We start from the raw sequence: 13815 nt of genomic DNA, 5'->3' as shown, positions 1-13815 counted from the left end.
GCCTCCCTGCGGTCTTCTCGCCTTCCGTCGCGACCGGAGCCCGGGTGCGGCGCCGGTGTGGCCCGTCAGGATGACGGGGCGGGCGGGGGACGGTGCTGGTGCCGCGCACGGTTGACCGCCTCCTGCACGATCGTGGCGGCGACCTCGGCCAGCTTGCGGTGCTGGTGCTGGCTGAGCTGGCGCAGGCGGTCGAACGCCTCGTCGGCGGTCAGCCCGCTGCGGGCCCGCAGGATGCCGATGGCCTGGTCGATGGCAGCCCGATGGGCCAGCGCGATCTCCAGGTGCTGGGCCAGGCGTTGGGCCTGGGCGAGGATGTGCGCGTTCTGCACGCTGACCGCGGCCGGGACGGCGAAGATCTCGCCGACGCGTTCGGCGTTCTCGTCGAAGGCGTGCTTGGCGTGCGCGTAGACGTTCATCGCGCCCACCACGCCGGTGGGGGTGATCAGCGGCAGGGACAGGACACTGTGCACGCCGAGCCGGCCGACGCGGGGACCGAATCGCGGCCAGCGTGGGTCCCCGCCGAGGGATCCCGAACGCATGGTCCGGCCCTGCGCGGCGGCATCCACGCAGGGCCCTTCGCCGAGGTCGTACTGGATGTCGTCGACTTCCACCACGAACGGCGCGCTCTTGACGATCAGGTCGGCCCGGTCGGGTTCCAGCAGGGTGAGCCCGGCGCCGTCGGCGCCGGGGATGGCCTGCACCGCGTACTCGGCGATCCTGGTGAGCACCGTCTCCAATGTCGAACCGAGGGAACTCAGGCCGGCCAGGCCGGCCAGGCTCGCGCTGAGATCGGCGTCGTCGGCCGGCCCCGGAGAAGGGTGATCGGAGTCCTGTGGCGTGGTCATGAGCGGTCCTTACGCTGTATCAGGAGGGCAGTCGGACGGGCCGTGCTGATGACCGGGTGCGGGTGGTCGGTGGGGACGTTCGTGATCACCGCCTGGCACTCTAGCCATGGCGGGTACACTTCGGCTTGTTCGACCGGTCGCCGAACCCGATTCGGCGGAGCCGCTCGGGCACCGGGTTCCCGTCCTCGCGACCCTGGCTCCAGGCGTCACCCGTCCAGGACCCTCGGGACTCCGCCGGAGCGCCCCATCGCCATCACCCCGGAAGTCGATCGCCGTCTCGCCCTGCTCACCCAGGCCCTGGACATTCCCGGCACGGACCTCGCGGCCATCCTCGCCGTCCTGCACGACGACCTCATCACGGCGGTCCCGTCCTTCCTGGGCCTGACGGTCATCCGGGAGGCACATCCTGACGACGCAGGTACAACCGTGCTGAGCACGCTGACCGAGCCGGCCGCGGTGCGGGCATCGATGCGGATGAACCTGCGGGCCGGTTCCGCGGATCCTTCGCACCTGGTCTTCGAGTTCTTCGCCGGCGACCCCGACGCCTTCACCGGACTGGCCGGCGATGCCCGTGCCGCCCTCGGGGCATCGGCCGATGTGCTCCTCGACCCGCACCGGGACACCCCCCGGGATCACCACCCGTGGCCCGGGGGCGGGCCCGACCCGGCGGCGGCCGGCGAACTCGACCAGGCGATCGGGGTCCTGCTGGTCCGCGGACACGCCGATCCCCGGGCCGCACTCGACGAGTACGCGGCCCGCCGTGGCCTGACCCGGCCCGCCGCCGCGCGGCACATCCTGGACTCCCTCGGGGGTGGGCACCCGCAGTGACCTGTGCCACCGGTCTGGTCACCGGGGCAGGGGCGATCTATTCTTCGGCTGCTGATCCGACAGCCTCTCCGGGGCCGACGCTGCTGCTCCGGCCGCACCGTCCCGCCGCCCGGGACCCGCCCCGGATCACCGTCCCCTTCGGAATGACCATGCATCTGCACCGATCCACTCCACCCCTGCCCGAGGTCGAATCCCGCGACAGGTCCGACCGGTGGTGGCCCTGGGCGGTGGGGGAACGCCCCGCGCGCACCCACCCTGCTCGGGTGTCCTCGGCCACGGAGCATCCCCGACCCGATCGGCCGACCGCACCCGCCGCGGAGGGTCAGTGACCGGCGACCACCGGGGCCGTGCCGGCCGCGCGCGCGGCGTCCCACCACAGCTCGTGCAGGGCGAAGTAGCGGTCATCCGGCGACAGCTGCTGCTCCCACGGCTTGTCGATGATGAAGTGGATGTTCTTCACCTCGGCCGCGTCCCACATCGTCGGGTGCTGGAACGGCAGTGTCTTGAGGGCGTTGTAGACGTAGGGCTGGGGCAGCCAGCGGTCCTGGTAGTACTCGTTGAGGAAGTCCTGCTCGGCGAACGGGAAGCCGGACAGATCGGCGAGCCCGGCCAGCCGGGCGGACATGTCGTCGAGGACCGCCGCGTCCGGCGTCAGCACCAGGAAGCCGCCGTTCAGGTAGTTGCCCACCACACCCGGCTCGCTGGTGTGTTCCGGGCCGCGGCAGTACGAGTAGAAGCAATTCGCCGGGGTCCAGTCCGCCGGGTAGCTGGCGATCCGGTTCGGATTGCACCGGCAGGCGTGGCACGCGGCGATCCCGCCGTCCGGCAGCTCCAGGTCGAACAGTTCGTCCATCGACCGGGTCACCAGCATGTCGGCGTCCAGGAAGACCACCCGCTCGAACTCCGTGAGCCCCCAGACGGCCAGCTTGGTCCACACCTCGGCGAACCGGGCGTTGGCGTACCCGTCGACGCCGTCGTCCGCCGGGCGCAGCGGCCGGACCTCGCGGACCAGGCAGCCGTCGGCCTCGAGCAGCCGACGGTCGTCCGGCCCGATGCCGTCGGTCACCATCACCACGAAGGGGTGCGGGCTGCCCGAGGCGGCGATGGAGGCACGCAACGTGCGCGCCCCGTCCAGGTAGTTGGGCTGCGTCAGCAGGGTGACCCAGGCATTCATCGTCGTTCTCCTCGGGTGCAGCACCGCACCGGTCGCACGGTCAGTCGAACAGGGCGGTGGTGAAGGCGTTCGCGAAACGGTGCCCGGGGTCGAGCGCGTCCCGGACCTCGCGGAAGGACTCCCACTCCGGGTAGAGCGTCGGCCAGTCGTACAGCGACTCGTCGAAGTACTTGCCCCAGTGCGGCCGGCCGCCCTCGGCGGCCAGCAGCTTCTCCACCTCGCGCAGGAAGTCCACGCCCTCCTCGGACAGCGAACCGTCCTCCGAGTAGTAGACGACGAACCCGAAGTAGCAGGTGTCCTGGCCGTGCGACGGGCTCAGCCATGCCTCCGACGGACCGGTGCAGCGCAGGATCACCGGGTAGTGCATGCGCGGCTGGGTCTGGTCGTGCCAGTCCTTGATCTTCTTGATCACGCCGCCGGCCAGATCCAGCGGGACGCCGATCTCCACGTTGATCTGCGGGGTCGCGATGCCCCGGCAGAACACCTGGTAGATGTCGCCGGTCACGTCGGTGAAGTCGCGGAAGCGGGTGACCGTGCGGGACGGCATGTCCTCGCGGGCGACCTTCGTGTCGTCGCGCAGCTGACGCAGCGTCTGCTCGATCGTCGCGTTCATCGCGTCGCTCACGGTCGGGTGCTCGAACAGCCCACCGCCGGCCTCCCGGTGCCGGCGCACGTCGTCCTCGCCGGCCTCCTGGGCCGTCCAGACCTGGACCTGACCCTCCTGCGGGAACCACCAGGCCTTGACCAGGTCGTTCTCCCGGTTCCAGCTGGTCAGGTCGTCGTCCAGGGTCGCCGCGTCGGTCATGTTCTTCCGGCAGGTGTAGATCGGCGACGGCTGCGTCCGCAGGGTGACCCGGGTGATGACGCCCAGCGAACCCAGACCCAGCTGGACCGCGCCGAACCACGGGTCACCGCGTCGGAAGTCACGGACCGATCCGTCGGCCAGCACCAGCCGGACGGCCAGCGCGGCGTCGGCGATGGTGCTCTGATTCAGGCCCTGCCCGTGCGTGCCGGTCGAGATGGCCCCGGCCAGCGTCTGCTCGGCGATCACGCCGGGGGAGGACGGGAGCATGAGGCCGCGCTCGGTGAGGACGGCGTAGACGTCCTGCAGGGTGGTCGCCCCCGCGAAGGTGGCGGTGTCGTCGGTGATCGACAGCAGACCGGTCAGGCCGCTCAGATCGAGCAGGACCCCGTCGACGTCGGTCTGACCCAGCATGCGGCCCGGCGACATCCGACTGCCGATCACCCGCACCCGCCCGCTCGTGGTGGCCAGGAGCGACTGCAGTTCCGCCTCGGACGTCGGCGCGCACACCGATCCCGGAGCGCCCAGGGTGGCGTTGCGGGCCCAGTTGCGCAGGCGCACGTCCTCCCCGGTCTGCTCGGTGACACGGCGGGGATAGGCCAGTTCTGCTCGAGCCATCCACATCTCCTCAACTCAGGTGCGGTGACCGCCAGGGCGATCACCGACGCGCGGGACGGTTCGGTCACCGTCCAGGGGTCCTCGCCCGAAGGGGAGAGGGGTGGATCACGTCGTCGTGACGGGGGACCCTGCGGTCGGGTGTCGGACGAGGGAACTCGGTCGGGGTCGGGCGGCGGAGCCGCCGCGACGGGGCGGGGACGGACCGGTTCCACGTCGTCGTGGACGAGTCTGGGTCAATACGGCCCGGGGGGCCCCTGCGGATGCTGTGCCGTTTCCCACAGGGGTTCCGCTGCAGGCGGAAAGGCCTGCTCAGGACAGTTGCCCCATCATCCGGACGGCCTCCCGCACGGTCATGTTCGGGAGGTAGGCGTGGCTGATGCCCAGGCCGATCCGGGGCAGCACCGCCGTCTCCGGGTAGCACAGGAACATCGGACGGTAGACGGGCTGGAACTTGGCCTTGAACCGCAGCAGCGAGCGGAATCCGTACACCGGCTCCATCGTCTTGCCGATCACCTCGAGCACCCGCTGCACGCCCGAGGTGTGGGCGCCCGGCTCGGCCTGGGCCAGCGGCGCCCCGGACAGGCTGAGGAACTCCGCACCCTCCTGCTGCAGGTCCAGTGCGGCACTGCCGATGAGGAACTCCATCACCCCCTTGGACTGCCCGTCGCTGCGCCGGCGCATGAAGTCCAGCGTCCAGCCCACCACCGCCCCGTCGCGGTGCACCGGCATCCAGCTGGTGATGCCGTGCACCGTCCGGTCGGCGTCCACCGCGAGCAGGCAGCGCACCGCCGGGTCCTTCAGCTCGTCCAGGCCCCCGAGGGTGAAGCCCATCTCCGGCAGGGCCTTGTCGGCCACCCACTCCTCGGAGATGGCCTGGATCTGGTCGCGGAGCGAGAGCGGTGCCTCCGGGTAGACGATCCACTCGGCGGTGATGCCGGCCTTGGCCGCCCGGCTGATCGAGGTCCGGATGTCCTGGAACTTCTTCCCGGTGAAGGCCAGCGACCCCAGCGGCAGCACCGTCTCCTCCGCCACCTGCAGGCTGGCCCAGGACAGCTGGTCGGTGACGTCCTTGACGGCCTGCGTGGTGCTGTAGAAGCACGGCGTCCAGCCCTGCCGGGCGCAGAACGCCAGGAACCCCGCGATCGTGGCGGCGAGCTCACCGGGCGGGGCCACCGGGTCTCCGGTGGTGATGGCCACCCCGCCCTCGACCCGGTAGGCGACGAACGCCCGCCCGTCGTCGGCGAACCAGTACGTGTTGCCGTCCCAGGTGGTCAGCCAGGACAGCGAGGTGGTGCCGTGGTCGGCCAGGACGGCCCGGGCACGGGCGGTGTCCTCGTCGCGGACGACCGACTCGCTGCGCACGAAGCTGCGCAGCAGGCCGAACAGCACGACCGCCCACGCCAGGATGCCCACCCAGTCGGTCAGGAACCGGGCCAGGCCGGTGACCGGTTCGAAATCGGGCGTGATGATGAACGCGTACCCGTTGGGCAGCAGCCGGAGCGGGAAGTCCAGCAGCAGCTGGCCGAACGTGGGCACCGGGTCGAACTGGTCGGCGATCAGCGTGCCGACCGCCACGAAGAGCACGAAGAGCACGGCCAGCGCGCCGAGCACGGTGGCGGCCAGCCGGCGGTAGGTGCCGCGGGGTGCGCGCACCCCGAACGACCGTCGGGTCGCCACCAGCAGCACGATGACCAGCAGGGGGACGACGACCATGGGGCCGAGCCCGGCGTAGAGGTTGTACCCGTCGAGGTCCGCGTCGGTCAGGTTGTCCGCGGCGAACCCGAGGAACTCGGCCATGAAGTTCGCTCCGGTGAGCAGCAGCAGGACGTGCAGCACGATCGCCGACCACCACGCCGCCCGCCGCCCGCGTCGCAGCCCCAGGGCGGCCGAGATCACCAGCAGGGCCGGGAGCAGGGCGAACAGGAAGTCCGAGATGTTGCGGGGGGTGTCGATGTGCAGGGCGCTGGGCCCGACGTAGACGTAGGCCTGGGCCGCGAAGGGGCCGTCCGAAGCGGGGGAGAAGGCCAGCAGGGCCGGTCCCAGCGCGCTGGCCACCAGCACGACGGCGACGAGCACCCGGGTCTCCCGGTAGCTGGTCCGCACCCGAGCGGTGGTCGACGCCGCGCGGAAGCGGCGGAGCACCGTCACCCCGACCACCCACCCGGCGGCCGCGGTGGACAACCGCAGGACGTCCTCGACCTGCCCGCCGTAGAGCACCATGACCAGGCACGCCGCCATCACCCCGAGCCGCACCCGGTGCCGCCAGAGCGCCGTCTGCCCGGCGCTGTGGGCCATCAGCAGACCGACGACCAGCGGCGTCAGGCCCACCTCGACACTGGTGGCCAGCAGCTGGGCCCACGACCAGGACTCGACCGTGCCGGCCAGCGCGATGACACCCAGCCCCGCGCCGACACCGAGCAGCACGGTGAGCACCGCGACACCCGCCGTGCGCAGACTGCCCCACCGGCGTTCCACGATCACCCCGACCACCAGCAGCAGCGCCGAGGCCAGCAGGTAGGTGACCAGGTCGGCGGCGAACAGGCTGGAGGTCAGCACCGTCCACCAGCGGCCCTGCTGGAGGCTCGGCAGCCCGACCGCGACATGGCTGAACAATCCGTCGGTGGGCACACCGTCGGCGTCGGTCGGATCGGTCGGCCCGGACAGCAGGCTGCCCGTCACCACCGCGAGCACCCACACCAGGGCGAGGAAGGACAGGGTGACGGGGGTGCGCCGGGCCTGGCGCAGCTGACCGACCCCCCATGCCCCGGCCGACCGTGCATGACGGAGCCAGCGCGGCCGTCGGGGTGCGTTCGCCGCCGGCCCGGGTGGGGCCGGCGCGCTCGCCGTGGTGCTCATGTCCGTCCTCGTTCCCCGGACGACCGCACCCGCGGCCGTCCCTCGTCCTCGACCCACCCCGCCGGCCGGTGTCCACCGGCCGGGGGCCCTACTGACCCAGCAACCAGCGGTGCGGGGCGGCCAGGTCCGCCGCGGCGGCCGGTCCCCAGGAGCCCGGCGCGTACGGCTGCACCTCGGGCCGGTCCGCCAGGAGCGGGCCGAGCACCTTCCAGGTGGCGGCCAACCCGTCCGACCGGGTGAACAGACCCCGCTCCCCGGCCAGCACGTCGTGGATCAACCGCACGTAGGGCTGCAGGGCGTCGGAATCGGGTAGTTCGGCCAGCACCAGATCGGCGTCGCCGGTGGCCAGCTCCAGACCCGGTCCCGGCCTCTTCACCACCAGGGACACCTTGACCGCGCCGGTGCCGGACAGGTCGAAGATCATCGCGCCCTGCTCGTCCGGGACCTGGAACTCGGTCGTGTCGGGCTGCTTGAGGATGAGGCTGACCTGCTGGTGGCCCTCCGCGAGCATCTTCCCGGTGCGCAGCAGGAAGGGCACCCCGCGCCAGCGGTCGGTGTCCACCCAGAGCCTGCAGGCGGCGAAGGTGTCCATCGTCGAGTCGTCGGCGACACCGTCCACGTCCCGGTAGCCGTCGAACTGACCCAGCACCACCTCGGCCGGATCGATGGGTCGGAAGTGGGAGATGACCTCCTCGCGGGCGCTCTGCAGATCGGCCGCCGACATGCTCGCCGGCGGCTCCATGGCGACCTCGGCCGCCACCTGCAGCAGGTGCGTGACGACCATGTCGAGCAGGGCGCCGGTGCTGTCGTAGAACTTCGCGCGGTCGGTGATGTCGAGGGTCTCCGGGACGTCGATCTGCACGGAGCTGACGTGCTCGGCGTTCCAGGCGTCCCCGATGAGGGTGTTGGCGAACCGCAGCACGTGCAGGTTCTGCGTCGCCTCCTTGCCCAGGAAGTGGTCGATCCGGTAGACGACGTCCTCGTCCAGCACCTCGTGCACGACGTCGTTGAGCTCGGCGAAGCTCTGCGGGGAGGTGCCGAACGGCTTCTCGTAGACCACCCGGGCGTTCCCGGTCAGGTCGTGGGCGCCCAGCGCCTTCGTGTTCTCCACGAAGGTGGTCGGCGGGACGGCGAAGTAGTGCACCGTCAGCTGGTGGCCGATCTCCTTCTCGGCCTCGGCCAGCACGTCGAGCAGGCTGCCCGGGTCCTCGGAGTCGAAGCCGCCGCCGGCGAAGCGCAGCCGTGAGCTGAAGTCGTCCCACGGGCCCTCGTCGGGATGCGGGCCGAACTCGGTGAGCACGTCGTGCACGTGGCCCTTGAAGTCCTCGTGGCTGACGTCGCCGCGGCCGTTGCCGACCAGCAGGTACTCCTTGGGCAGCAGGCCCTTGGCGGCCAGGGTGAAGAACGCCGGCAGGACCATGCGCTTGGCCAGATCGCCCGTCGCCCCGAACAGGACGAAGACCGTCGGCGGCTGGTCCTGCACCGTCGCCTGCGTCCCGTCCGAATCACTCGCCGCCATGTGTGCTCCTTGGAAGATGTCCGTCACCGGACGGTCGGTCGCTGTGGTGCCCGCCGAGATGGTGGCACCCCTGATGAAACACCCGGGTGAACCCCGCGCGCGGACACCCGCCTGACACGCGCTGCCCTACATTCCTGCCATGGCCTACCCGGACGACCTGCTCTCCCGTGGCGAACGCGTCACGCTGCACAAGCACCCGCACTGGAAGGTGCTGCTGCTGCCCGGCCTGTGGTTCGTCGTCATCATCGCGGCGGGCTTCGCGGTGGCCGCCCTGCTGCGCGACTGGGAGTACCACCGGATCGCGTGGATCGTGCTGGGGGTGGCCGGGGCGGTGGCCCTGGTGCTGCTCGTGCTGGTGCCCTTCCTGCGCTGGCGCACCGAGCACTTCGTCGTCACCAACCACCACATCTTCTTCCGCACCGGGGTGCTCCACCGGCAGGAGCACCGCATCCCGTTGATCCACATCCAGAACATGCGCACCGATGTCTCGTTCCTCGGCCGGCTGCTGGGCTTCGGGACGCTGATCGTGGAGTCGGCGGCGGACGAGCCGCTGCAGTTCGCCAACGTCGCCGACCTGCCCCGGGTGCAGGCGCAACTGAACCAGTTGATCATGGACGACCGGGACCACTACCGGGCCGGTCCGCCGGCCTGACCGCCCCGCGCGGCCCCCCGGATCCCGGTGGCCCCGCCCGTAGGGTGGCGCGAACGGCCACGCGTGGTGGCCGGACAGGCTGGCGGGGGGAGCGCGGTGACGACGGTCCTGGTGGTCGAGGACGATCCCGCCATCGCGCGCCCGCTGTCCCGGGTGCTCAACCGTGAGGGCTACGAGGTGCAGGTGGCCCCCGACGGCCGCTCCGCGGTCAGCGCCGTCTCCGCCCCCGGCCACGACATCGCTCTCGTCATCCTGGACCTCGGTCTGCCCGATCTCGACGGCCTGGAGGTCTGCCGCCGCATCCGGCAGGCGGGTCTGGAGGTGCCGGTGCTGATGCTCACCGCGCGCACCGACGAGGCCGATCTGGTCGTCGGGCTGGACGCCGGCGCCGACGACTACGTGGGCAAGCCGTTCCGGATGGCCGAGCTGCTGGCCCGGGTGCGCGCGCTGCTGCGGCGACGGACCCCGGCCCTGCTGGAGGTCGGCGGCGTGCGGGTGGAGACCGCCGCCCGCCGGGTCGAGGTCGACGGCACCGAGATCGCGCTGGCCAACAAGGAGTTCGAGCTGCTGCGGGTGATGATGAGCCGCGCCGGGCAGGTCGTCACCCGGGAGGAGATCCTGGCCGAGGTGTGGAACGACCCGGGCATGAAGACCTCCAAGACGCTGGACATGCACATGTCGTGGCTGCGGCGGAAGCTGGCCGGGAGCGGCGCGGGGGAGCACCGCATCTCCACCGTCCGGGGCATCGGGTTCCGCTTCGAGGTGGGTCCGCCCGCCGAGCCGCAGGGCTGAGCCGGCCGTGCGCCGCCGGGTGCTCGTCTCGATCCTGCTGGTCATCGCGGCCACCGTGCTGACCCTCGGGGTGCCGCTGGGCATCGTGTCCTGGCGGGTCGTCGACGACCTGGTGCAACGGGACCTGGCCGGCCGGCTGGACGCCGTGGCCGCCTCGATCTCCGCCCAGGCCGCGCAGTCGGTCCAGCCCGGCGACGACGGCGGGATCAACCTGCAGCGCCTGGAGGTGGCGATCCCGCCCGGCGGCCGGCTGGACATCCGGATGGCCGGCCGCATCGAACAGTCCGTCGGGGCACCGCCCATCGCCGGGCCCACCTACTCCGAGCAGCTGGTGATGGCCGGCGGTGGCCTGCTCCGCCTGTCCATCCCCGCCGACCAGGTGCGGGGTGAGCAGCTCGGCGCACTGGCCCTCGTCGGCCTGGCCGTCGCTCTCTCCGTGGTCGTCGGCACCGGGGTGGCGCTGCTGACCGCCGGCCGACTGGTCACCCCGCTCACCGACGTGGCCCGCCGCGCGGCCCGGCTGGGGTCCGGGGACTTCCGCACCTTCCGGCGCCGCTACGGCATCGCCGAGCTCGACCGGGTGGCCGACGTGCTGGACTCCTCGGCGGCCGACATCGCCGCGCTGATCGGGCGGGAGCGCGACCTGGCCGGGGACATCTCGCACCAGCTGCGCACCCGGCTCACCGGACTGCGGCTGCGCCTGGAGGAGCTGGCCCTGCACCCCGATCCGGAGGTGCGCACCGAGGTCGGCGAGGCCCTCGAGCAGACCGACCGGCTGGTCACCGTGGTGGACGACCTGCTGGCCGCGGCCCGGTCCCGCCGGGCCGGGGGTGCCCGGGAGCTGGAGCTGCGGCCCGAGCTGGCCGAGGTGGTGCAGGACTGGGCGCCCCGGCTGGCCGGGACCGGCCGCCGGCTGGTGCTGGACTGCCCGGACGGGGTGCTGGTCACCGCGACGGCGGGCCGGTTGCGGGAGACGGTCGGCGTGCTGCTGGACAACGCCCTGCAGCACGGCGCCGGGACCGTCACCGTCACCGTCCCCGCGGACGGCCCGGGACCGCCCATGGTGCGGGTGCAGGTCGCCGACGAGGGGGACGGGGTACCGGACGCCCTGGTCGGTCACGTCTTCGAGCGGGGGGTGTCCACCGCGTCGTCGACCGGCATCGGCCTCGGGCTGGCCCGGGCGTTCGTCGAGGCGGACGGCGGCCGGCTCGAGCTGACCCGGCCCCGGCCGCCGGTGTTCACGGTGTTCCTGGCTCAGCGCGAGGAGGCGCCGGTCGATCCGTCCTCGAGCGGCTCCGGGGTGTCGGTGGACGGCGAGTCGGTCGACACGGCGGCCAGCTCGTCGGGGAACACGAACCGCCGGTAGGCCCAGTAGCGGAAGGCCATGCCCACGATGGTGCCGACCACGTTCGCCGAGATGAAGTCGGCGATCGACACCCCGAACTGCGAGTAGTTGTCGAGGTTGAAGCCGAACAGGTACCGCGACATCGCCAGCGGGATCAGGTTCAGGCCCAGGGCCAGCCCGTTCACCAGGAAGAACAGCATCGCCTCGTGATGCCGCTCGCGGCCGCCGCGCTGGTTGAACGACCACTCGCGGTTGGCGATGTAGCTGAAGATCGTCGACACCAGGATCGACAGGGCCTTGGCCGTGACCACCTTCTCGGCCAGCACGGTGTGCGACAGGATCGTGAAGATCACGGTGTCGATCACCCACGAGGTACCGCCGACGACCAGGAACTTGGCCAGCTCGCGGTACTTGGGCGGGAGGACGGCCCGGACCCGATCGATCAGATTCACCGGCGAAGTCTACGGGCGGGTGGGGGCGTGGCCCGTGCGGTGCGGCCAGCGCGCCGGGGGCGTCGGGCCGGTCCCGCTAGGCTCTCACGTCGTGGACGAGCGGACGCAGTTGCCCCGGGTCGGCATGGTCGGTGGCGGGCAGCTCGCCCGGATGACCCACCAGGCGGCCATCGAACTGGGCCAGAGCCTGCGCGTGCTGTCGGTGTCCCCGGACGACTCCGCGGCCCTGGTCGCGCCGGACGTCACCCTCGGCCGGCACGACGACCTGGATGCCCTGCTGGCCTTCGCCGCCGGGTGCGACGTCGTCACCTTCGACCACGAACACGTCCCCGCCGAGTACGTCCAGGCCATGGTCGACGCCGGGCACGCGGTCTTCCCCGGGCCGCAGGCGCTGCCCTTCGCCCAGGACAAGGCGCTGATGCGGGAGCGGCTGGCCGCGCTCGGCGTGCCCGTCCCGACCCATGCCGTGCTGTCCGACGCCGGCGGCCTCCCCGCCGCGGTCACCGCCTTCGCCGAGGCCGACGCCTGGCCGGTGGTGGTCAAGACCGCGCGCGGCGGGTACGACGGCCGGGGGGTGTGGGTGGTGCGCGACGCCGACGCGGCGCGGGAACTCGAGGCCGAACTCCTGGGCGGATCGACCACGGCCGGGGTGCCCATCGTGCTGGAACAGCTGGCCCCGCTGGAACGGGAGCTGGCCGTCGTGGTCGCCCGGTCGCCGTTCGGTCAGGCCGCGGCCTGGCCCGTGGTGCAGACCGTGCAGGAGGACGGGATCTGCGTGCAGGTCATCGCCCCGGCGCCCGACCTCGACCCCGCGGTCGCCGTCGCCGCGACCACCCTGGCCCTGCGCATCGCCGGTGAGCTGGACGTCGTCGGGGTGCTGGCCGTCGAGCTGTTCCAGGTGCCCCGGACGGCGGCGGCGCCGGACGGACTGCTGGTCAACGAGCTGGCCATGCGTCCGCACAACTCCGCCCACTGGACCCAGGACGGCGCCCTGACCAGCCAGTTCGAGCAGCACCTGCGGGCCGTCCTGGACTACCCGCTGGGCCGCACCGATCTGCTCGCCCCGTGCACGGTGATGGGCAACGTGCTCGGCGGGTCGGCACCCGCGGGGTCCGCGGCAGGTGTCGTGGTGGGCATGGACGAGCGGGTGCACCATCTGGCCGCCCGGTTCCCCCAGGTGAAGGTGCACCTGTACGGGAAGGGCTTCCGGCCCGGTCGCAAACTCGGCCACGTGAACGTGCTGGGCAGTGATGTCGCCGAGCTGCGCCGCATCGCCGATCTCGCCGCCCGTTGGCTGGGCGACGGGGTCTGGCCGGACGGCTGGGATCCGCACCAGGACCCGGACGCGGCCCCGGTGCCCACGGTGGCCCGGGCACTCTCCACGGCCGACGCGGCGGAGACGGCCCGATGAGCGCCCCGGTGGTCGGCCTGATCATGGGCAGTGACTCCGACTGGCCGGTGATGGGTGCGGCCGGCGGGGTGCTCGACGACTTCGCCGTGCCCTACGAGGTCGGCGTCGTCTCCGCGCACCGCACCCCGCAGCGCATGCTCGACTACGCCACGCAGGCCGCCGATCGCGGGATCCGGGTGATCATCGCCGGGGCCGGCGGTGCCGCCCACCTGCCGGGCATGGTCGCCTCGGCCACCGTGCTCCCGGTGATCGGCGTACCCGTCCCGCTGGCCCGGCTCGACGGCCTGGACTCGTTGCTGTCCATCGTCCAGATGCCCGCCGGCATCCCGGTGGCCACCGTGTCCATCGGCGGCGCCGCGAACGCCGGGCTGCTGGCCGTGCGGATCCTCGCGTCCGGATCGGGTGAGGAGGCCGAGCGCCTCGCCGTCGCGCTGGCCACCTACTCTGCCGCGCTGCAGGACACCGTCATCGGCAAGCACGACGCGCTGCGGGAGCAGACCGGGCACTGAGTGCCGGCCGGG

General features: G+C 72.2%; 12 protein-coding genes. 6 read left to right on the top strand and 6 right to left on the bottom strand.

All coding sequences use genetic code 11. The annotated features are described in order from the left end of the window. Positions 1-65: 65 nt before the first annotated feature. Positions 66-845 carry a GAF and ANTAR domain-containing protein gene (locus J2S58_RS06630; RefSeq protein WP_205258505.1) on the bottom strand — a complete coding sequence of 260 codons (780 nt, stop codon included), beginning with the start codon at positions 843-845 and terminating at the stop codon, positions 66-68. Positions 846-1271: 426 nt separating this feature from the next. Between J2S58_RS06630 and J2S58_RS06625 the strand changes: the two genes are divergently transcribed. Then, positions 1272-1673 carry a hypothetical protein gene (locus J2S58_RS06625; RefSeq protein ID WP_205258506.1) on the top strand — a complete coding sequence of 134 codons (402 nt, stop codon included), beginning with the start codon at positions 1272-1274 and terminating at the stop codon, positions 1671-1673. A gap of 322 nt (positions 1674-1995) precedes the next feature. On the opposite strand, the gene J2S58_RS06620 is transcribed toward J2S58_RS06625, so the two are convergent. The 4 genes from J2S58_RS06620 to J2S58_RS06605 all read right to left on the bottom strand — a co-directional run bounded on the left by J2S58_RS06620 (position 1996) and on the right by J2S58_RS06605 (position 8606). Further along, positions 1996-2847: a glycosyltransferase family 8 protein gene (locus J2S58_RS06620; protein WP_205258507.1), complete on the bottom strand. Its 852-nt coding sequence runs from the start codon at positions 2845-2847 to the stop codon at positions 1996-1998. Between the two features lie 40 nt (positions 2848-2887). Further along, on the bottom strand, positions 2888-4267 hold the full coding sequence (locus J2S58_RS06615) for a D-arabinono-1,4-lactone oxidase (protein WP_205258508.1): 1380 nt from the start codon (positions 4265-4267) through the stop codon (positions 2888-2890). A gap of 309 nt (positions 4268-4576) precedes the next feature. After that, positions 4577-7123, bottom strand: a complete 2547-nt coding sequence (locus tag J2S58_RS06610) for a bifunctional lysylphosphatidylglycerol flippase/synthetase MprF (protein ID WP_205258509.1) — start codon at positions 7121-7123, stop codon at positions 4577-4579. Between the two features lie 88 nt (positions 7124-7211). Then, a complete protein-coding gene (locus J2S58_RS06605; protein WP_370881856.1) occupies positions 7212-8606 on the bottom strand; it encodes a glucose-6-phosphate dehydrogenase in 1395 nt (464 codons plus the stop codon). A gap of 175 nt (positions 8607-8781) precedes the next feature. On the opposite strand from J2S58_RS06605, the gene J2S58_RS06600 reads away from it, so the two are divergent. The 3 genes from J2S58_RS06600 to J2S58_RS06590 all read left to right on the top strand — a co-directional run bounded on the left by J2S58_RS06600 (position 8782) and on the right by J2S58_RS06590 (position 11452). After that, entirely contained in the window at positions 8782-9294 is a 513-nt protein-coding gene (locus tag J2S58_RS06600; RefSeq protein ID WP_205258511.1) for a PH domain-containing protein, read from the top strand. A 96-nt stretch (positions 9295-9390) separates the two neighbouring features. Beyond that, complete coding sequence (locus J2S58_RS06595; RefSeq protein WP_205258512.1) at positions 9391-10086, top strand: response regulator transcription factor; 696 nt, start codon at positions 9391-9393, stop codon at positions 10084-10086. Positions 10087-10093: 7 nt separating this feature from the next. Further along, positions 10094-11452 carry an ATP-binding protein gene (locus J2S58_RS06590; protein WP_205258513.1) on the top strand — a complete coding sequence of 453 codons (1359 nt, stop codon included), beginning with the start codon at positions 10094-10096 and terminating at the stop codon, positions 11450-11452. On the opposite strand, the gene J2S58_RS06585 is transcribed toward J2S58_RS06590, so the two are convergent. Then, on the bottom strand, positions 11341-11883 hold the full coding sequence (locus J2S58_RS06585) for a GtrA family protein (protein WP_205258514.1): 543 nt from the start codon (positions 11881-11883) through the stop codon (positions 11341-11343). The two genes, J2S58_RS06590 and J2S58_RS06585, sit on opposite strands and share 112 nt — an antisense overlap. Positions 11884-11974: 91 nt before the next feature. Between J2S58_RS06585 and J2S58_RS06580 the strand changes: the two genes are divergently transcribed. Both J2S58_RS06580 and purE read left to right on the top strand, forming a co-directional pair. Further along, positions 11975-13294 carry a 5-(carboxyamino)imidazole ribonucleotide synthase gene (locus J2S58_RS06580; protein WP_205258515.1) on the top strand — a complete coding sequence of 440 codons (1320 nt, stop codon included), beginning with the start codon at positions 11975-11977 and terminating at the stop codon, positions 13292-13294. Beyond that, positions 13291-13803, top strand: a complete 513-nt coding sequence (purE, locus tag J2S58_RS06575; RefSeq protein WP_205258516.1) for a 5-(carboxyamino)imidazole ribonucleotide mutase — start codon at positions 13291-13293, stop codon at positions 13801-13803. The genes J2S58_RS06580 and purE overlap by 4 nt, the downstream gene beginning before the upstream one ends. Positions 13804-13815 lie beyond the last annotated feature (12 nt).

Origin of the sequence: Nakamurella flavida, assembly GCF_030811475.1 — a bacterium.
Lineage (GTDB): Bacteria > Actinomycetota > Actinomycetes > Mycobacteriales > Nakamurellaceae > Nakamurella > Nakamurella flavida.
The sequence above is the reverse complement of the archived record's forward strand: the minus strand, read 5'-3'. Positions and strand labels throughout refer to the sequence as shown.